Source organism: Saccharothrix longispora (assembly GCF_030852425.1).
Classification (GTDB): domain Bacteria; phylum Actinomycetota; class Actinomycetes; order Mycobacteriales; family Pseudonocardiaceae; genus Actinosynnema; species Actinosynnema longispora.
On record NZ_NSDM01000013.1, the window covers coordinates 251029 to 269178 of the forward strand.

Consider the following 18150-nt stretch of genomic DNA (forward strand, 5'->3'; position numbering starts at 1 on the left):
GGTCGGCGATCGACCGGCGCTCGTGCCGGGCGCCGAATGCCGGGTCGCCCCACGCGCCGGGTCGTCCGCTCCGGGGTTCCGGGCGACACGGGACACCACGGCGGCAGTTGTCCACAGGCGACCACTCGACGGCCACCTGGTGTCGGTGGCGACCGGCAGAATCAAAGCAGGGGTCCCCTGGAGGGGACCCCTGCGAAGCGTTCCGAACTGTTGTTCCGCGAGTGGCGGACCACCATCCGCGCAGCACCGTCCGGGAAGACCTGCGCGTCCACCGGAACGGCCCGCGGTCGTCCGGGCTCAGGTGTCGGCGCCCCGGAAGTCCTCCGGCGAGATCGAGTCCAGGAACTCCCGGAACTTCTCGACCTCGTCCTCCTGCTCGTCGGGGATGATCAGGCCCGCCTCGGCGAGCACGGATTCCTCCGCGTGGATCGGCACGCCGATCCGCAGGGCCAGCGCCACCGAGTCGCTGGGGCGGGCGGAGACGCGCACGTCGCCGTCGAACACCAACTCCGCGAAGTACGTGCCCTCTTGCAGGTCGGTGATCCGGACTTGTTCGAGCTGCCTGCCGAGGGCGCCGATGACGTCCTTGAGCAGGTCGTGCGTCAACGGCCGGGCGGGCCGGACACCCTGCTGCTCCAGTGCGATGGCGGTGGCCTCGACCGATCCGATCCAGATCGGCAGGTACCGCTCGCCCTCGGTTTCGCGCAGCAGCAGGATCGGCTGGTTGGCGGGCAGTTCCACCCGCACACCGACGACGCGCATCTCGCTCATCGGGTCTCGCCTCCCTCAGCGCGCTGAATTCCTGGCGTCCCCGCTACCAACGAGAATGCCCCACGTACGGATTCGACGCTACCCGCCAAGCGGGCTCCGTGCGCAACCGCCCGACCCGCGCGCATCACGATGCGACACGTGTTCACCTGGGCGAAACGCGTCCACCTGCGACGTCCCGCAATCCCGTCTTCACCAGGAGTGTGTGCAGCGTTACCGAAAGCGCCGTGACGTCGTCCACCCGACCCTGCCGCGCGGCGGTCACGACGACGTCCGCGGCGGCCCGGAACGGGCGCAGTCGGCGCACGTCGAGGCCGTGGTCGGCCAACGCGCGCACGGTCGAGGCGATCTGCACCGCGTCGTGGTCGTAGGAACCGCCGGGCGACGGCGTGACGAGGCCGTGCTGCTCCAGGTCGGCCAGCACGTCGGGGCTGATGCCGGCGCGTGCGAGCAGCTCGTCGCGGGTGACCCGGTGCACCCTGGGCGGACCACCGGCGGGGCAGCCGGGACCGCCGTCGGGCGAGCTCGCGTCGGCGGCGTCCAACTGCTCCCGGATCACCCGCAACGGCAGGTAGCGGTCGCGCTGGGCGGTCAGGACGTACCGCAGCCGCTCGACGTCCGCCGAGCTGAACTGCCGGTACCCGGAGGCGGTGCGCGCCGGGCGGACCAACCCCTCCGCTTCCAGGAAGCGGATCTTGGAGATGGTGACGTCGGGGAAGTCGGCCCGGAGCAGCGCCAGCACGGCTCCGATGCCCGACCCCCCGCGTGGCCGCCCGGCCGTCACCGGACCACCATCGTCAGGCCCCCTGGCCCCCGGCGCCCGGACCGGTCAGGAACACCAGGCGGAACTTGCCGATCTGCACCTCGTCGCCGTTGGCCAGGACGGCCTGGTCGACGGGCTCGCGGTTGACGTAGGTGCCGTTGAGGCTGCCCACGTCGATCACCACGAACTCGCCGCCCTCGCGGCGGAACTCGGCGTGCCGGCGGGACACCGTCACGTCGTCGAGGAAGATGTCGCTGTCGGGGTGCCGACCCGCGCTCGTCGTGTCGCGGTCCAGCAGGAACCTGGACCCCGCGTTCGGACCGCGCTTGACCACCAGCAGGGCGGACCCGGCGGGCAGCGCGTCGACACCGGCGACGGCCGGCTCCTGGGCGGGCGCTTCGGCGCCCTCGACCTCGGCGAGGAAGTCGGCCCGGAAAACGGAGGTCCGCTCCGGGGACTGCTCGGGCGGGACGCCTGGCCCGTCGTTCGTGCTCACCTGAGCTCTCCTCCTGCTGCTGGAAGCGTCGAGTTCGTTAGAACCTACCGTGCCGGAACCCGTGTCCGAGGAGCGGCTCCCCCACCGACCGAAGAGCCGCCGGAAGATCGACGTCACTCCGATGCCGCCAACTCCTGGTACGCGGCGGCGTCGAGCAGGTCGTCGACCGCCGCCGGGTCCTCCAGCCGGAGCTCCACCATCCACCCCTCACCGTACGGGTCGGAGTTCACCAGGTCGGGCTGCTGGTCCAGGGAGTCGTTGCGCGCGACGACCTCGCCGGCGAGCGGCGCGTAGATGTCGGACACGCTCTTCGTCGACTCGACCTCGCCGAGGGTCTGACCCGCGCCGACCTGCTCGCCGAGCTCCGGGAGCTGCACGAACACGACGTCGCCGAGTTGCTCCTGGGCGTAGTCCGTGATGCCGACGCGCACGGTGTCCTCACCGGTGCGCAGCACCCACTCATGTTCCTCGGTGTACTTGAGCTCCTCGGGAATCACCGCGGCGCGCTCCTTCATGACGGTGGATCTTCGGTGCCGGATCTTCCCATGTCGCGTTCAGGCGGGCGCGACCCCCGGCCGCCGGCGCATCGCGAGGGTGAACTGGTAGACGTACAGGGCGCCGGACCAGAGGTACAGGGCGGCGCCCCAGGCCATGAAGGCGCAGGCGATCGGCAGGGCGATCCGGGCCGCGGTGGACGTGCCCTGGGCGAGCAGCAGCATGGGGAACGCGTAGAGCAGGTTGAACGTGGCCGCCTTGCCCAGGTAGTTGACGTCGAACGGCCCGTAGCCGCGGGCGCGCAGCACGGGCAGGCAGGCGCCGACGAGGATCTCGCGGCCCGCCAGGAGCGCGACGAGCCACCACGGCACGATGTCGCGCACGACGAACGCGATGAGCGTGGCGAGGATGTAGAGGCGGTCGGCGGCGGGGTCGAGGAGCGTGCCGAGCCTGCTGGTCTGGTCGAGCCAGCGCGCGATCTTGCCGTCGAGCCAGTCGGACAGGCCCGCGGCGACGAGGACGACGACCGCCCAGCCGTCGGCCCGCGGACCCAGCAGGAGGTAGAGGAAGAGGGGCACACCGAGCAGCCGCAGCACGCTGAGCGCGTTCGGGATGGTCAGCAGCCGGTCGGCGGGGTCTTGCGGCACGGCCTGGACTCTAGTGCCGCCGGGCGGTCGCGGGCGTCATACCGCGGGCCGACCGCCCGGTCGTGCCGGGCGGTCGCCGTCGGATCACGGTCAGTGGTGGCGGGTGCGGCTCCACCCGCGGCGCTGGAGTTCGTCACCGCTGAGCGCCTGCGGGCGGCCCCGGTCGTCGACGCCGACCCAGCGGGCGCGGAAACCTTCGAGCACGTAGGCGTGGCCCTTGCTCCAGACCACGCTGCAGGGAGCCGTCGGCAGCGGTCCGGCGCCGTGGGAACCGGCGCGGGCCGCCCTGGGCTTCGCGGGCTCGGTCTCGGTCCCCGTGCTGGTGCTCATGTGAATTCCCTCCACCGGGGTTGTCGTCCACGGCTCTCGCGGCGTTATCCCCGTCACTCGATTCTGGGTGCCCCGCCGTGGAACCCGAAACCCGTTCTCGTGCTGTCTCGCCCACCGGGCGGTTCGGATCGCCGAGTTGCGCGGAACCCTTACCCCCGGGTGTAGCCGGCCCGACCGCAATCGAACCGTTCACCGTCCGTCACCCACCGCACACCGAAAAGCGCACTACACTGGGGCCGACAAGCCGCTGCGGGCTCGCTTGTGGTGTTCCCACGGGCTCCGTACGGTGGTGGCCGCAGCGGTTGAGCCCACAGCCGCGCCGGGGAGTCCGGCCGGCGGACGCGCGTCCCGCTGCGCAGCAGCCCTGTGCGTCGGGCGCTCCCGGGCTCCGATCAGCTGTCCAGGTGAAGAGGAGACCCTCGTGACGGTTCAGGACCCGAACGTCGTGGCGACGGCCGGAGCCGAGTCCGCCGCGTCCAGCAACCCCCGCGCCGGGCAGGTCGGGCTCACCGTCCGGCAGGCGGGCGCGGGTGCCACCGTGGTCGGGGTGAGCGGGGAGATCGACATGCTCACCGCACCGCAGTTGCGCGCCGAGGTGCTCCGGCACCTCGCGGCGGGCACCACGCTCGTGCTCGACCTGTCCGGGGTGAGCTTCCTGGGGTCCGCCGGGCTGGCGGTCCTGGTGGAGGCGGCGCAGCACGGCAAGCGCCGGGACGCCGCGTTCCGCGTCGTCGCCGTCGCGCGCGCCGTCACCCGACCGCTGGCCGCCACCGGTCTGGGCGAGGTGTTCAGCGTGTTCGAGTCGGTCGAGCAGGCGCTGGGGGCCGACGAGGCCCGTTGAGCCCGAGGACCGACGCGCCGGGAGCCCTAGGGGTGGTGCGGCACGACGTCCACGACCCGGTCCACGCCCGCCGCGACGAGAGCGCGGCGGGCGTGGCCGTCTTCGGGCGCGCGCACGACGACCCGGTTGCCCGCCGCCGCGGCGGCCTCGGCGACCGGGCGCAGGCTGCGGATCAGGCCCTCGGCGCGCGAGCCGAGCGCGCGCAGGTCGACCACGACGGGCACGCTGCCGCCCCGCGCGGCGGCGAGGATGCGCCTGCGCACGGCCGGCGCGAACTGGGCGGGCACGTCGCCCCGCACGACGACCTCCACCCAGCCCTCGCGCTCGGTGACCACCACCGGTTCGCGGGGCGCCGACGTGTAGGTCCCGCGCGCGGTGCGGCCGGGTGTCATGCGCAGGGTCACGGTGGTGCCGGTCGGTTGGCGGTCGATCAGCACGTCGTCGACGTTCTCGTGCATGAGCAGCAGCCCACGCCCGCGCGTGGTCAGGGCGGCGGGTGGCACGCGCCACGTGCCGTAGTCCGCCACCACGACGCGCACGCCGCCGTCGGGCCGGCTGTCGGCCTCGATGTGCACCACCCCGTCCTCACCGGGCGGGTAGGCGTGCTCCACGGCGTTGCTGGCGGCCTCGTTCACCGCGATGAGCAGGTCGTAGCGGTCGTCCTCGGTGAGCCCGGAGGTCGCCAGCCAGCTGTCGAGTCGTGCACGGACCGCCGCGAGCTGAGCCGGCTGTGCCGGGAACTCCACTCCCCAGTGGTGGTCCGCGAGTTGATCGGTCAAGGGCCCTCCCCGTCGCACCTGTCAGTCTTCCCTCCCCGCGTGTCCGCTACACGTGTGAGCGACGATCAGTTCGGGTATCGATACCGTCAGCACCACAACGAGACAGAACGGACGACGAGGTGAGCGTGTCGCACACTGAGCCGCAGAGCGGCGAGTCGGAAAGCGCCCTGGCCGGGGTTGAGCTGCGGATGGCGGCTGAGCCTACGCAGTTGTCGATCGTCCGGGCGGTGGCCGCCGACATCGCCATGCGCCAGGACTTCGACCTGGACTCCATCGAGGACCTGAAGCTGGCGGTGGACGAGGCGTGCTCCACCCTCATCTCACTGGCCACGCCGGGGGCGGTGCTGATCGCCCAGTTCGTGGTGGTGGACGGGTCCGTGCAGGTTTCCACGAAGGTGGGTTCGCAGCGGTCCGCCCCCCCGGATCGGGAGAGTTTCGGCTGGCGCGTCCTCAGCGCCCTGGTCGACTCGGTGACCACGTGGGTCGCGCCACAGGCCGACGCGTACGAGGTGCACATCGACCTGGTCAAGCGGTCGCTGGGGACGGTGGATGCGTGACTGCGCCGGACGAGGGCAAGACCCGGTCGGGCACCCAGGGTGACTACGACCACCTCGCTCCGCTGTTCGTCCGGCTCGCCGCGACGCCCGCCGACGACCCGGCGAGAGAGCGGCTGCGCGACGAGCTGGTGACCGAGCACTTGCCCGTGGCCAAGCACATCGCCCGCCGGTTCGGGCACCGTGGCGAGCCGTACGACGACCTGGTGCAGGTGGCCACGGTCGGGTTGATCAACGCGGTCGACCGGTTCGACCCGGAGCGCGGGAGCGACTTCCTGTCGTTCGCGGTGCCGACGATCATGGGCGAGGTCCGGAAGTACTTCCGGGACTCCAGTTGGTCGGTCCGCATGCCGCGGCGGCTCAAGGAGCTGCACCTGGCGATCAACGCGGGGTCGGCGAGGCTGTCCCAGGAGCTGGGGCGCGCGCCGACGCCCAGTGAGCTGGCGCAGCACCTGCAGCTCAGCCGCGAGGAGATCCACGAGGGGCTGGCGGCCGGCAACGCGTACCACTCGGCGTCGCTGGACGACCTGCTGGTGGCCGACGACAGCTCCATCTCGCTGGGGAGCACCCTCGGCGAGGAGGACCCGGAGCTGGAGGCGATCGAGCAGCGGGAGGCGCTGCACCCGTTGCTGGAGAAACTGCCGGAGCGGGAGCGGAAGATCGTGGTGATGCGGTTCTTCGGGAACATGACGCAGACCCAGATCGCGCAGAAGGTCGGCATTTCGCAGATGCACGTGTCGCGGTTGCTGGCGAAGACGCTGCGGCAACTGCGGGACGGTTTGACGGAGTAGACCGGTTCTTCTGTCGCGGAGGCCGCCTGGCGAGGTTTCGTCGGGCGGCCTCCGCGTTTCGGCACCGTGGTGCGGCAGCCGGTGGAGGTGGCCCGGCGGGGTTGCCCCGTGGGGGTGGGGTGGCCGTGTGCGGTTGTTCGCCCAGGTCGGCCGTCATCGGCCGACACGATGGGGTGAACACGGGCCGGAACATGTACGTGAACGGGATCTCACCCGTCGGTTGACCATGAGGAAACCCCGAGCGACCACACCCGACCCGACCGGAAGCGCCCCTCGGGCCGCGCGGGCGCGACACACGCGTGCGGCGGACGCGGGTGTGCGGACGGGTGTGGCGGAGCAGCGGCACGGCCGGCTGAGGGCGGGCCGGGCTTGTGGGCTTGCGGACCGGGCCTGCGGGGTTCGCGGACGCCGGTGACGCGTCCAGCGCACCCGGCTCTCCGGCGCGGGGGTGGCGGGATCGCGGAGAAGACGAAGACCCCGTTGCCGGGCTGCGTCGACCGGCGGCGGGGTGATCAGGCGGTTCGGGCCCTCGGGTGGTGGGCCTGTCCGCCGCGAGGGGGTGCGGCGGACCGGCCTGGCCCTGGTGGTCGTGATGTTCTCGACCTGGGGTGGTGCTGGGGTCCATCGGTGCCTGCGGCCCTGGCGTCGGCCGGCGGGTGTCGCTGTGCCGGTACTGCCGGGGCGGTGCTTCGTGCGAGGTCGGTGTGGTGCGGTCTGGTCGGTGCGGGACCCGGGCGGGGTACCTGACGCTGGGGGTTCCTGGCTCAGGCGGCGGTTCGACGACGGCCGGCGATGATTCGGCGGCGTTCGTCCTCGCCCATTCCGCCCCAGACCCCGTAGGGCTCCTGGACCGCCAGGGCGTGCTCGCGGCACTGGAGGAGGACCGGGCAGTGGGCGCAGAGCTGCTTCGCCCTGTCCTCGCGGGCGGCCCGGGCCGAGCCCCGCTCGTTGTCCGGGTGGAAGAAGACTGCGCTGTCGCTGCCTCGGCACAGTCCTTCCTTCTGCCAGTCCCAGACGTCGGTGACGGGCTTTGGCAGGCGCGCGGTGCTGGTCATCGGATGGACCCCCTTGCGGTCTTCAGGTGCTTGATCACGGCTTACCCGCTGTTCCGGGGAGGGCAAACGTGTCGTGCCCGATCGGATCAGGTGAGTTGGGACGCTTCCGCGGAGCGGGGAGGCCCCGACCCGCGGAGCGGGGAGCCCCGGCCCGCGCGGAGCGGGCGGAGGGGCGGTGTGGGAGTGGACGTGAGGAGGGACGGGTGTGGTGGGTGGACTAGAGCGCGGGGGCCACTTCGGTGGACCAGAACTCGAAGAAGCTCTCCTGGTCCGGGCCGATCTGCGCCACGTAGAGCTCGTCGTAGCCGGCCTCGGCGTACTGGCGCACGGTGTCCACGTACGGCTGGACGTCGGGGCCGGTGGGCAGGGCCGAGGCGACCATCTCCTCGGTGACCAGGGTCGACGCCTGCTCGAAGTGCTCGGGCGTGGGCAGCAGCTGGGCGAGTTCGCCGGGCAGCTGCTCGTTGGGCCACAGCCGGTAGGCGGTCTTGGCGCCCGCTTCGGCGGTGGGGGCGTGGCAGACCTTGAAACCGGCCTGGGCCGGCTTGTCGCCTCCCCCGGACGAGCGGAACTCCGACACCAGCGAGTCGTCGGGCATGGTCGAGCAGAAGCCGTCGCCGATGCGGCCGGCCACTCGGGCCGCGTGGGGGCCGAAGGCCGAGACGTAGACGGGTACGGGTGATTCGGGTCGGGTGTAGAGGCGGGCGTTCTCGACCGTGTAGTGGCGTCCCCGGTGGGTGACGGACTCGCCGGTCCACAGGGCGCGCATCACCTCGACGGCCTCTTCGAGCATCTCCAGGCGTTCGGGGGCGGAGGGCCACCTGCCGCCGAGGATGTGCTCGTTCAACGCCTCCCCCGTGCCCACGCCGAGCGTGAACCCGCCCTGGCACTGGACGGCGGCGGTCGCGGCGGCCTGGGCGACCACGGCCGGGTGCAGGCGCACGGTGGGGCAGGTGACGGCGGTGGTGACGGGGAGCGTCGTCGCCTCGGAGAGCGCGCCGATCACGGACCACACGAACGGGCTGTTGCCCTGCTCGGAGTTCCAGGGGTGGTAGTGGTCGGAGATCCAGAGCCGCTCGAAGCCCGCCTGTTCGGCCCACCGGGCCTGCTGGACGAGTTCGCGCGGACCGAACTCCTCGCACGACAGGAAGTAACCGATGCTGACCATGCGGCCCGGTTACCCGTCGACAACGCGCTCAACCACGGCGGACGGACGAACGACGCGAATGGGAGAACGCCGGTCGGGACGCCGGTCAGAGCGGCAGGAGGACCCGGCCGCCGAGGACGAGGGCGCCGATGGTGACGGCGGCGAACAGCAGCACCCACACGAGGCCGGGGACGCCGGTGACGCGGGCCAGCTGGTCGGCGTCGGACCGGGGCGCGCGGCCCCGGGCCCGGCGGCTCTGCAGCTCCCCGACCGGGCGGACGCCGCCGAGCAGCAGGAACCAGGTGACGAACAGGGCGAACGCGGCCTGCCACTCGGGGGTGGCGTACCAGGAGACGACGAACATCACCGCGCCGGTCAGGACGACGGACAGCACGCCGAACGCGTTGCGGATCATCACGAGCATGGCGGCGAGCAGCGCGACGGTCGCCCAGAGCAGGGGCCTGACCTGCTCGGCGGTGACGAGCGCGGCGGCGCCGAGGCCGAGCAGGGACGGGGTGACGTAGCCGGCGAAGTACATGAGCACGACGGCGACGCCGGTGGGTCGGCCGCGCGAGACGGTGACGCCGGAGGTGTCGGAGTTGAGCTTGATGCCCTCCAGCCGGCGGCCGGTGAGGACGGCGACGAGGGCGTGCCCGGCCTCGTGCGCGATGGTGATGGTGTGGCGGCTCCAGCGCCAGACGCCGGGGCTGGCCACCAGGACGAGCGCCAGCACGGCGGGCGCCCACTTCGCGAAGGTCGACATCGCGGTCCAGCATGCCAGGCCGGGGCTTGACCTGGAGCGCGCTCCAGCACCCAGGCTGGTGGCATGAGGAAGCAGCGCATCGGTTCCCTGGAGGTCAGCGCCCTGTGCCTGGGCACGCTGCCGTTCGGGAAGTTCGTGGACGAGGAGACGTCGTTCGCGATCATGGACCGCTTCGTGGAGGCGGGTGGGACGTTCCTGGACACGGCGAACAACTACGTGTTCTGGGACGGCGGCACGGGTGACGAGAGCGAGGAGGTGGTGGGGCGCTGGTTGGCGGCGCGCGGCAACCGGGACGACGTGGTGGTGGCGACGAAGGTGGGCGCGCGGCCCCGGACGCCCGGCACGGGGTTGGAGAACGCGGAGGGCCTGGCCGGTGACGTCGTCCGGTCGGCGGCGGAGGCGAGCCTGAAGCGGTTGGGCACGGACCGGATCGACCTGTACTACAGCCACGTCGAGGACCGGGCTGTGCCGTTGGAGGAGACGCTGGGCGGGTTCGCGTCGCTGGTCGGGGCGGGTCGGGTTCGGGAGGTGGGTGCGAGCAACCACGCCACGTGGCGGTTGGAGCGGGCGCGGGCGGTGGCGCGGGCGAACGGCCTGCCGGTGTACGTGGCGGTGCAGCAGCGGTTCAGCTACCTGCGGCCGCGGCCGGGGGTGCGGCTGCCGGAGGCCGGGCACGTGCACATGACCGACGAGCTGTTCGACTACGCGGCGCACGAGGGGGACGTGGCGCTGGTGGCGTACTCGACGCTGCTGGCGGGGGCGTACCGGGACAAGCCGCTGGGTGAGGCGTACGACCACCCGGGCACGGCGCGGGGGTCGGCGGTGCTGCGGGAGGTGGCCGCGGAGCTGGGGGCGACGGTCAACCAGGTGGTGCTGGCGTGGGTGATGCGCCGGGGGGTGCTGCCGCTGGTGGGGGCGAGTTCGGTGGCGCAGCTGGAGGAGACGCTGGGGGCGCTCGACGTGGAGCTGGACGACGACCGCCTGCGGCGGCTGGACGAGGCGGTGTGACCCGGTGACGCGATGACAGCGGCGCGGGCACGGTCCGGGTGGACCGTGCCCGCGTCGGTGGTGGGTGGGGCTGTCAGCGGAAGTGCCGCGCCCTCTGCTGCTCGGCGACGGCGGGGTCGATCGGGTGCACGGGTCGGGCCGTCACGGTGGGGTCGGCGGACTCGACCCGGTCGTCGTGGTGCCGGTCGCCGTGGGTGCGGTGGGTGTCGACGCGCTGCGTGGGCAGTTCCCGCGTCTGCGCGTCGCGGATCGACTCGTCCCGGTCGACCGGGTGGGCCTCGACGGGCTCGACGGTCTCCTCCGGCACGACGATCTTGCGCCGGGCGGGCAGGACGGCGATCAGGAGGCCGACGACGGCGAAGCCGAGGTGCAGCCAGTTGTCGTTGGTGTTGAGCGCCAGCGGGTTGCCCAGCCCGGAGACGGGGTTGCCGGAGAAGACGCCCGCGAGCGCCAGGCCCCACAGGAGCACGGCGCCGTAGGCGAGGAAGACGATCCAGCCGTAGAGGCGGGCCAGGCCGGAGCCGGTGGCCATGAGCAGGCCGAGCACGCCGAACGCCAGGTGGATCGTGTTGTGCAGCGGGTTCACGGCGAACCCGAGCACCATGGCGTGCTGGTCCCCCGCGAAGTCGCCGAAACCGGTGCGCAGGAAGCCCACGACACCGAACGCGAGGAAGACCAGGCCGAGGAGACCAGCCAGCACCTGGGCGGGCTGGAGACCCGCGACCTTGACACGGCCGACGGTCGAGTGGGTCATCACGCCCTCCAAACGAGGACCACGAGCCCGTGTTTCGGGCTCCGGACGCCCACCGACTACCCGACCCGTCCGTGTGACAAACAGGGTGGGGGCGGGCGCGCGGACCGCCCCCGGTTCCCGACAGGAGTCGATCACCCCGCCGTGCCGGGGTTCCCGCGACCCGACCCACCCCGTGGAGATCGGGCCCGCGCGGCGCCCGGAATTCGTCCGGTGATCGCCGCGACAAATGGGGCAATAGGTTTTGCGAATAGATCCGGGTGTCGGCGGTCCGCGATGGGACGACGCCGTTGGATCAGAACCAAGCCCAGGTCAGAGACGGGACGTACGCGTGGCCGAACCGTTCCAGTCGGTGTTCGTGTCGCTCACGGAGGTCCCTTCGGTTCTTGTCGGTGTCGCTGTGGCGTGTGCGTTTACTATCTCGTGCCGCACGGGTTCCGGTCAAAGCGATATGCGGTCGGGGAATGTGTCGGCGGAGGGTCTGCGCCAGATCATGGAGTAGCGCCAGAACAGCCGTCGGCGGAACCGGGCGCCCGGCACGACCCGGTCGGCGACGGCGCGGACCTCGCGCAGCGACTGCTCCGGGCCGGTGACGGGCGCGGCGTGGACGGGGTCGTCGCGCACGAGGCGGGCGGCGAGGTCGAGCGGCACGGAGGCGAGGCTCGCGGCGCGGTCGAGGAGGCCCTCCTCTCGGGCCAGGCCGAGCACGGCGAGGACGCCGCCGGGCCGCACCAGCGACCGGAGCCGGCGCAGCCCGGGTTCCAGCGGCAGGTGGTGCAGGGCGGCGAGGCAGGACACGAAGTCGTAGGGGCCGCCGAGGTCGTCGACGAGCACGTCGGCCCGCCGGAACAGCACGCCCGCCGCGGCGGGCGTGCTGTTCCACCGCGGTGACGGTGAGCCCGCGGGCGGCGAGCGCGGCGGCGAACGCCCCGGCTCCGCAGCCGACGTCGAGCGCGGTGCGGGCATCGGCCGGGACCTGGCGGAGGAGGAAGCCGTGGTGGTGGGCGTTGTGGTCGAAGTGCTTCACACCCCCTCGACGCGCGGGGCGCGGTGGGGGTTGGCCGCGCCCCGGGACCACTTGACCTCGACTTGGCTCGAACTCCTAGCGTGGCGGGCGTCGATCACGGAGGGGGAACCGCGATGCACGCCATCCGCCAGTACGAGTTCGGGCCGGCCGAGACCCTGCGCCACGAGGAGGTGCCCGACCCGGAGCCGGGTGCCGGGCAGGTGCGGGTCGCGGTGTCCGCGGCCGGGGTGCACCTGCTGGACACGACGATCCGCGCGGGGGTGGGCGGCGGGCCGTTCCCGCTGCCGGCGCTGCCGATGACGCCGGGGCGGGAGGTGGCGGGCGTCGTCACGGCGCTCGGGGAGGGGGTGGAGGACCGCTGGCTGGGCGCGCGGGTCGTCGCGCACCTGGGTCGGGCGAGCGGCGGGTACGCGGAGGCGGCGGTGGTGGACGCGTCCTCGCTGCACGCGCTGCCCGGGCACGTGTCCGACGAGCACGCGGTCGCCATGATCGGCACGGGCCGCACCGCGGTGGGGGTGCTGCGCGTCGCCGAGCCGACGGCCGAGGACGTGGTGCTGGTGACGTCGGCGGCGGGCGGGTTGGGCGCGCTGTTCGTGCAGGCGGCCAAGGCGGTGGGCGCGAAGGTCGTGGGCGCGGCGAGCACCGCGAAGCTGGACCTGGTCGAGCGGGTGGGCGCGGACGTCGCCGTCGACTACACGCGGCCCGGTTGGGCGGAGGGCGTGGGCGAGGTGACGCTGGTGCTCGACGGCGTCGGCGGCGAGCAGGGGCGGGCCGCGCTGGAACTGCTCGGCGTGGGCGGCCGGATCGTCCTGTTCGGGTGGTCGGCGGGCGCGCCGACGCGCCTGGACACCGGCGACCTGTACCGCCTGGGCATCACGGCGACGGTCGCGGTGGGGCCGCGGATGACGCGGGGCACGTCGCTGCGCGGCCTGGAGGAGCAGTCGCTGGCGGCGCTCGCCGAGGGCCGGTTGACGCCGCTGACGACGGTGTTCCCGCTGCGCGACGCGGCCCGGGCGCACGCCGCGCTGGAGGGCCGCGCCACCACCGGCAAGGTCGTGCTCAGGCCGTGAGGGCGGGTGGTCCCCGTGTCGCCGCGGCGACACGGGGACCTCTCCCTCCCCTTGGCCCTCCCCTGGTCGGACCTCCTAGACGGGCACGGTGACGATCTGCTCGCCGTCGAAGTTGCGCACCTCGACCGCCTGCACGTCCTCGGGCGCGATCAGCGCCGAACCGTCCAGGTTCGTGCCGTCCTTCTCCCCGGCCGAGGAGACCAGCCAGCTGCCGGCCTCCTGCCTGCTGCCGTCCTTGGCCACGACGAACAGCCGGCACTTCTCGTTCTGCGCGATGCCCGCGACGGACGCGTTCACCCGCACCCACCCGGCGGCGGGTTTGACCTGCACGGTCATCCGCGCGCCGGTCTCCGGGTCGGTCGCCGTGCCGACCCTGGTGCCCGCGGGGGGCGCGGGCGGCTGACTGGTCTGCGCCACGCCGCCCGGGTCGGGCGCGGTGCCCCGGCCGACCGCGAAACCGCCGCCGAGCACGACCGCGGCCACGGCCGCCGCCGCCAGGCCCAGGCCGACCCGGCGCCGCCGCACCTGGCCGCCGCGTTCGGCCCGCACCTGCCGCAGCGTCCGCTGGAGCAGCAGGTCACCGCCCTCGGGCGGCCCGTCGAGCAGGGCCTCGGGCGGCACGTCGCCCATGGCCTCCTCCATCGCGCGCAGCTCGGCCAGTTCGGCGTGGCACGGTGCGCAGGTCGCCATGTGGTCCTCCACCGCGCGCACCTCCCGCTCGTCGAGCGCGCCCAGCACGTAGGCGCCGAGCAGTTGTGGAACGTGGTTCGTGGTCATCCGGCCACCCCCTTCAGCGCGACCTGTTGTCCGACGAACGTCTCTCTCAGGGCTCTCAGCGCGTAGTGCGATCTCGATTTCACCGTTCCGGGCGGCACGCCGAGCGCCTCGGCCGCCTCGGTCACGCTGCGGCCGCGGAAGTAGATCTCCATCAGCACGTCGCGGTGGTCGGGTGACAGCCTGTCCAGCGCTTCGAGCACCACCATGGAGTCCACCACGGAATCGGCGTGGTCGCGCTGGACGGGTTGCGCCGTCGGCGTCTCGGCCACCTCCTGGGGCCGGGCGGCCCTGGCCCTGATCCGGTCGGTGACGATGTTGCGCGTCACGGTGAGCAGCCAGCCGCGGACCGAACCCTTGCCGTTGACCAGGGCGTCCGGGTGCCGCCAGGCGCGCACGAGGGTTTCCTGGACGACGTCCTCGGCGGCCGCCCGGTCCCCCGTCAGGCGCGTCGCGTACGCGAGCAGCGCCCGACCGTGCTCGTCGTACAGGGACCTGATCAGCGCCTCGTCGGCCGCGGCCTCCCGTTTCCGGGACCACAGAGCCGCCATCCACCCACTCCTCTCGTCTTCCCCGTCGACACGGACACGGACCCGGGGTGGATTCGGTTCAACGGTGGCGGGGGTTTTCTACGAGCAGGTCTCTCCCGCGTTGAGGCAGGTCACGACCCGGTCCATCAGCGCGGCCGGCATGGCGTTGACGAACATGGCGTGGTCGGTCCGCGGGTCGCGGACCTGCTCGGGGAAGCTGTCGATCGCGAACGGCCGGCCCGCGGGCACGTCGTAGGCGACGCGGACGCGCAGCTCCGGCACCGGGAACGTGCCGGGCCGGCACACCCCGTTCGAGCCGGGGAAGTCGAGGTGCGCGCGGTGGCTGGGGCTGTCGGTGTTGCGGCCGTCCCAGCAGCCGGGGAACTCGAAGGTGCGCAGGACCCGGCTGCCGGGGGCGCACCCCGGGTAGCGGTCGGTGTGCCGGTCCTCGAAGCCGGTGCAGCTCCACCGGGCGTTGCCGCGGCCGCTGCTCAGCGCCGCGGGGTCGCCGGTGATGGCGCGCAGGAACGGCGGCATCGCCACGACCTTGCTGACGGGGTTGCCGGTGAACGTGATCACGACGCTCTCCGGGGGCACGACCTCGCCGGTGTTGCCGTGCGCGCCGCCGCCCCGCGCGTGCGCGTCGTGGCCGGTGGTGTCGGTGAGCCGCAGCACCGGCCAGTAGTAGGTGGACCGGTCGCCCGAGGGGCACGAGGTGGCGCCCGCGGCGAGGGACTCGTCGGTGGAGTGCGCGTCGGTGGTGAGGTTGCCGACGTACTCGTGGGTGTGGTGCGCGCCGAACGGTTGGCCGGGGGCGCTGACCACGTTGTCCGCGTTGAGGTGGCGTTCCCCGTTGCGCCCGCAGTCCAGGGTGAACGTGCCGGTGGAGGCGTCCCGGGTGGTGGTGACCTGCTCGTGGACCACCGGTACCTCGTCGATGGGCACGGTGCGGCCGTCCGCGCAGCCCGCCGCCAGCACGAGGACGACGAGCGGGGGTGACCACCTCACGGGACCAGCTTATGGGTGTCCGGCCGGCCGACGGCCGTGCGGGCAGCCGAATCCGGCGCCCGCCGGCCGGGTGGAGGCGGGCGCGCGGGGCGCGGCGGTTCACCTCGCGGTGGCGGTGACCAGGGTCCGGCCGTCGGTGGTGACGACGCTGACGGCGGCCAGGTCGCGCGGGTCGACCACCACGGCCCCGGCGAGGGAGGTGTCCTCGCCGCGGGAGGCGACCCAGCCGCCGGCGAGGTAGCGCCTGCCGGCGGTGTCGGTGACGACGAGTTCGCACCTCTGGCCCGGGTCGATGCCGTCCAGGTCGGCGCGCAGCCGCAACCAGCCGTCGGCGGGCGTGGCGGTGACGGTCATCCGGACCCCGTCCGCCGCGGTGGCGACCAGGACCCGTTCCCCCGGCACGCTGTGCTGGCCGAGGTAGACGCCGCCGGCGAGCACCGCGGCGGCGAGCGTGGTGCCCACCGCCGCGGCGACACCGCCGCGGCGCCGGTGGTCGCGCACCCGTTCGGCGCGGACCCGGCGCAGCGTGCGGTCCAGGATCGGATCGTGCATGTTCTCTCGTTCGGCTAGTGCCGCCCGGGACGTGCTCCGAGCGGCGACGGGTTGCGGCGGGTGTGCCGGGTGCGGCGGGGGTGGTGCATCGGCGGGACCTCTCGTGAACGGCGGAACACCCTGCACACGCGCCGGTCGCGAGTTCGGTTCACATCGCGGGCGGTGTTCTTCGGCGGCCCCGCGGACCGGGCGGCACGGGCGGCCTGTCCCGTCAGGCGTACAGGCCCTCGTAGCGCGGCCCGTGGGCGGTGTGCACGACCGTGCGCTTGACCTTGAGCGTCGGCGTCAGCTCGCCCTCGTCCTGGGAGAGGTCGCGGTCCAGGACGGTGAAGCGCTTGACCTGGGAGGCGGTGGAGAAGTGCGCGTTGGCCTCGTCCACGACCCCCTGGAGCAGGGCGTGCACCTCCGGGGTCCGCGCCAGGGTCGGCAGGTCGGTGGGCAGGCCCCGGTCCCGCGCCCACGGCACGATCTCGTCCTCGTCCAGGGTGAGCAGGGCGACGAGGTAGGGCTTGGTGTCGCCGTAGACCACGGCGTGCGAGACCCAGCGGGACTGGCGCAGCTGGTTCTCCACGTTGGCGGGCGCGATGTTCTTGCCGCCCGCGGTGATGATGATGTCCTTCTTGCGGCCGGTGATGGTGACGAAGCCGTCCTCGTCCACCTCGCCCAGGTCGCCGGTGTGCAGCCAGCCGTCGGTCAGCACCTCGGCGGTGGCGGCCGGGTTGTTCCAGTAGCCGGCGAAGACGTGCGGCCCCCGCATGAGGATCTCGCCGTCGTCGGCGATCCTGAGCTCCAGCCCGGCCATGCCGTACGTGCCGACGGAGCCCAGGCGGTGGTGGGCGAGGGTGTTGACGGTGCCCACGCCGGTCGACTCGCTCATGCCGTAGCCCTCCAGGACGGGCACGCCGGCGGCGGTGAAGAACTCCAGCACCTCCACCGAGATCGGCGCGGCGCCCGAGAGGGCCTGGCGCAGCCTGCCGCCGAACACCGCGCGGACGCGGGCGAACACCGGGTCGACCCGCTCGAACGCGGCGGCCAGGTCGGGCGGCAGCGGCTGCCCGGCGGCCTGGAGCTCCCGCACCGCCAGGCCGACCCGCACCGCTTGGCGCAGCTGGTCCTCCGGCACGCCCGCGGTGGCGACGGAGTGGATCTTCTCGAAGATCCGCGGCACGGACGGCAGGAACGTGGGCCGCACCTGCGCCAGCTCCGGCACCACCGTGGCGGTGTCGCCGCCGAAGAACGCGAGCGTGCTGCCCGTGTGGAGCGCCGAGAGCGCCACGATCTGCGCGAACACGTGCGCCAGCGGCAGGAACAGGTACACGACGTCCTCGGGCAGCGTGTAGGACAGCTCCTCGGTGAGCCGGCACATCGTGAGCCAGTTGCGGCTGGTCAGCACGCAACCCTTGGGCGGGCCGGTGGTGCCCGAGGTGTAGATGACCAGCGTCGGGTCGTCGGGGCGCACCGCGGCGCGGCGGTCGTCCAGCTCGCCCGGCAGGGGGGACGTGCGGCCCCGCGAGCGCAGGTCGGCCAGCCCGCCGTCCCCGACGACCAGCACGTCGCGCAGGTCGGGCACCCGGTCGCGGACCGAGTCGACCTTGGCGCGCTGGGCGTGGTCCTCGGCGACGAGCAGCACCGCGCCGGAGTCGGCGATGATCCACGCGCACTCCTCGGGCGCGCTGGACGGGTAGATCGGCACCACGACGCCGCCCGCCGCGAGCACCGCCAACTCGACCGCCAGCCACTCGGTGCTGGTCCGCCCCAGCACGCACACCCGGTCACCCGGCCGGACACCCAGGTGCACGAGCCCCGACGCCAGCTCCAGCACCTCCTCGGCGACCTCGGTGAACGTGACGTCGTGCCACGCGTCGCCGCGCCGGTGGCGCCACGCCACGCGGTCGTCGTGCCGGTGGGCGGCGACGAAGGGCAGGTCGGCGACGACGCGCGCCGCGGGTGCGGTCATGGCGGTGCTCCTCACTGGGGTGATCACTGGGCTGGTCGCTGGCC

General features: G+C 73.2%; 22 protein-coding genes. 5 read left to right on the forward strand and 17 right to left on the reverse strand.

All coding sequences use genetic code 11. The features are described 5' to 3' along the window. Positions 1 to 297: 297 nt before the first annotated feature. The 6 genes from CKY47_RS28285 to CKY47_RS28310 form a co-directional block, all read right to left on the reverse strand. Positions 298 to 771 (reverse strand): bifunctional nuclease family protein, encoded by a 474-nt coding sequence (locus CKY47_RS28285; protein WP_184667478.1) that lies wholly within the window; start codon positions 769 to 771, stop codon positions 298 to 300. A gap of 142 nt (positions 772 to 913) precedes the next feature. Further along, positions 914 to 1552: a transcriptional regulator FtsR gene (ftsR, locus tag CKY47_RS28290; RefSeq protein ID WP_306749352.1), complete on the reverse strand. Its 639-nt coding sequence runs from the start codon at positions 1550 to 1552 to the stop codon at positions 914 to 916. Positions 1553 to 1565: 13 nt separating this feature from the next. After that, positions 1566 to 2027, reverse strand: coding sequence for a glycogen accumulation regulator GarA (gene garA / locus CKY47_RS28295; RefSeq protein WP_033427969.1), 462 nt, complete (start codon positions 2025 to 2027; stop codon positions 1566 to 1568). A 113-nt stretch (positions 2028 to 2140) separates the two neighbouring features. Beyond that, on the reverse strand, positions 2141 to 2542 hold the full coding sequence (gene gcvH, locus CKY47_RS28300; RefSeq protein ID WP_306749353.1) for a glycine cleavage system protein GcvH: 402 nt from the start codon (positions 2540 to 2542) through the stop codon (positions 2141 to 2143). Positions 2543 to 2581: 39 nt separating this feature from the next. Further along, complete coding sequence (locus CKY47_RS28305) at positions 2582 to 3169, reverse strand: cardiolipin synthase ClsA (RefSeq protein WP_306749354.1); 588 nt, start codon at positions 3167 to 3169, stop codon at positions 2582 to 2584. A 90-nt stretch (positions 3170 to 3259) separates the two neighbouring features. Further along, the gene (locus tag CKY47_RS28310; RefSeq protein WP_306749355.1) at positions 3260 to 3499 is read right to left on the reverse strand and encodes a hypothetical protein; all 240 of its coding nucleotides are present in this window, start codon (positions 3497 to 3499) and stop codon (positions 3260 to 3262) included. 421 nt (positions 3500 to 3920) lie between these two features. On the opposite strand from CKY47_RS28310, the gene CKY47_RS28315 reads away from it, so the two are divergent. Continuing rightward, the gene (locus CKY47_RS28315; RefSeq protein WP_306749356.1) at positions 3921 to 4340 is read left to right on the forward strand and encodes an STAS domain-containing protein; all 420 of its coding nucleotides are present in this window, start codon (positions 3921 to 3923) and stop codon (positions 4338 to 4340) included. A gap of 26 nt (positions 4341 to 4366) precedes the next feature. Here the strand turns inward: CKY47_RS28315 and CKY47_RS28320 are convergent, their stop codons facing one another. Beyond that, positions 4367 to 5119: an ATP-binding protein gene (locus tag CKY47_RS28320; protein ID WP_306749357.1), complete on the reverse strand. Its 753-nt coding sequence runs from the start codon at positions 5117 to 5119 to the stop codon at positions 4367 to 4369. A 125-nt stretch (positions 5120 to 5244) separates the two neighbouring features. Between CKY47_RS28320 and CKY47_RS28325 the strand changes: the two genes are divergently transcribed. Together CKY47_RS28325 and CKY47_RS28330 are read left to right on the forward strand one after the other, a co-directional pair. After that, complete coding sequence (locus CKY47_RS28325; protein ID WP_306749358.1) at positions 5245 to 5676, forward strand: ATP-binding protein; 432 nt, start codon at positions 5245 to 5247, stop codon at positions 5674 to 5676. Further along, a complete protein-coding gene (locus CKY47_RS28330; RefSeq protein WP_306749359.1) occupies positions 5673 to 6464 on the forward strand; it encodes a SigB/SigF/SigG family RNA polymerase sigma factor in 792 nt (263 codons plus the stop codon). The genes CKY47_RS28325 and CKY47_RS28330 overlap by 4 nt, the downstream gene beginning before the upstream one ends. Before the next feature lie 764 nt (positions 6465 to 7228). Here the strand turns inward: CKY47_RS28330 and CKY47_RS28335 are convergent. The 3 genes from CKY47_RS28335 to CKY47_RS28345 form a co-directional block, all read right to left on the reverse strand. Beyond that, the gene (locus CKY47_RS28335; protein WP_306749360.1) at positions 7229 to 7519 is read right to left on the reverse strand and encodes a WhiB family transcriptional regulator; all 291 of its coding nucleotides are present in this window, start codon (positions 7517 to 7519) and stop codon (positions 7229 to 7231) included. A 217-nt stretch (positions 7520 to 7736) separates the two neighbouring features. Continuing rightward, positions 7737 to 8687 (reverse strand): TIGR03557 family F420-dependent LLM class oxidoreductase, encoded by a 951-nt coding sequence (locus CKY47_RS28340; protein WP_306749361.1) that lies wholly within the window; start codon positions 8685 to 8687, stop codon positions 7737 to 7739. Positions 8688 to 8772: 85 nt separating this feature from the next. Then, the gene (locus CKY47_RS28345; protein WP_306749362.1) at positions 8773 to 9429 is read right to left on the reverse strand and encodes a M50 family metallopeptidase; all 657 of its coding nucleotides are present in this window, start codon (positions 9427 to 9429) and stop codon (positions 8773 to 8775) included. A 63-nt stretch (positions 9430 to 9492) separates the two neighbouring features. Between CKY47_RS28345 and CKY47_RS28350 the strand changes: the two genes are divergently transcribed. Continuing rightward, positions 9493 to 10437, forward strand: a complete 945-nt coding sequence (locus tag CKY47_RS28350) for an aldo/keto reductase (RefSeq protein WP_306749363.1) — start codon at positions 9493 to 9495, stop codon at positions 10435 to 10437. 73 nt (positions 10438 to 10510) lie between these two features. Here the strand turns inward: CKY47_RS28350 and CKY47_RS28355 are convergent, their stop codons facing one another. Together CKY47_RS28355 and CKY47_RS28360 are read right to left on the reverse strand one after the other, a co-directional pair. Continuing rightward, positions 10511 to 11191 carry a DUF4383 domain-containing protein gene (locus CKY47_RS28355; RefSeq protein ID WP_306749364.1) on the reverse strand — a complete coding sequence of 227 codons (681 nt, stop codon included), beginning with the start codon at positions 11189 to 11191 and terminating at the stop codon, positions 10511 to 10513. 438 nt (positions 11192 to 11629) lie between these two features. Beyond that, positions 11630 to 12154, reverse strand: coding sequence for a class I SAM-dependent methyltransferase (locus CKY47_RS28360; protein WP_306749365.1), 525 nt, complete (start codon positions 12152 to 12154; stop codon positions 11630 to 11632). A gap of 174 nt (positions 12155 to 12328) precedes the next feature. Between CKY47_RS28360 and CKY47_RS28365 the strand changes: the two genes are divergently transcribed. After that, complete coding sequence (locus CKY47_RS28365; RefSeq protein ID WP_306749366.1) at positions 12329 to 13285, forward strand: zinc-binding dehydrogenase; 957 nt, start codon at positions 12329 to 12331, stop codon at positions 13283 to 13285. 75 nt (positions 13286 to 13360) lie between these two features. Here the strand turns inward: CKY47_RS28365 and CKY47_RS28370 are convergent, their stop codons facing one another. The 5 genes from CKY47_RS28370 to CKY47_RS28390 all read right to left on the reverse strand — a co-directional run bounded on the left by CKY47_RS28370 (position 13361) and on the right by CKY47_RS28390 (position 18106). Further along, positions 13361 to 14062 (reverse strand): anti-sigma factor family protein, encoded by a 702-nt coding sequence (locus CKY47_RS28370; protein WP_306749367.1) that lies wholly within the window; start codon positions 14060 to 14062, stop codon positions 13361 to 13363. After that, positions 14059 to 14610 carry a sigma-70 family RNA polymerase sigma factor gene (locus CKY47_RS28375; protein ID WP_306749368.1) on the reverse strand — a complete coding sequence of 184 codons (552 nt, stop codon included), beginning with the start codon at positions 14608 to 14610 and terminating at the stop codon, positions 14059 to 14061. Before CKY47_RS28375 ends, CKY47_RS28370 begins: the two co-directional genes overlap by 4 nt. A 78-nt stretch (positions 14611 to 14688) precedes the next feature. Further along, positions 14689 to 15597, reverse strand: a complete 909-nt coding sequence (locus tag CKY47_RS28380) for a DUF1996 domain-containing protein (RefSeq protein WP_306749369.1) — start codon at positions 15595 to 15597, stop codon at positions 14689 to 14691. 99 nt (positions 15598 to 15696) lie between these two features. Continuing rightward, positions 15697 to 16149, reverse strand: coding sequence for a hypothetical protein (locus CKY47_RS28385; RefSeq protein ID WP_306749370.1), 453 nt, complete (start codon positions 16147 to 16149; stop codon positions 15697 to 15699). 211 nt (positions 16150 to 16360) lie between these two features. Then, positions 16361 to 18106, reverse strand: coding sequence for an AMP-dependent synthetase/ligase (locus CKY47_RS28390; RefSeq protein ID WP_306749371.1), 1746 nt, complete (start codon positions 18104 to 18106; stop codon positions 16361 to 16363). Positions 18107 to 18150: the final 44 nt, after the last annotated feature.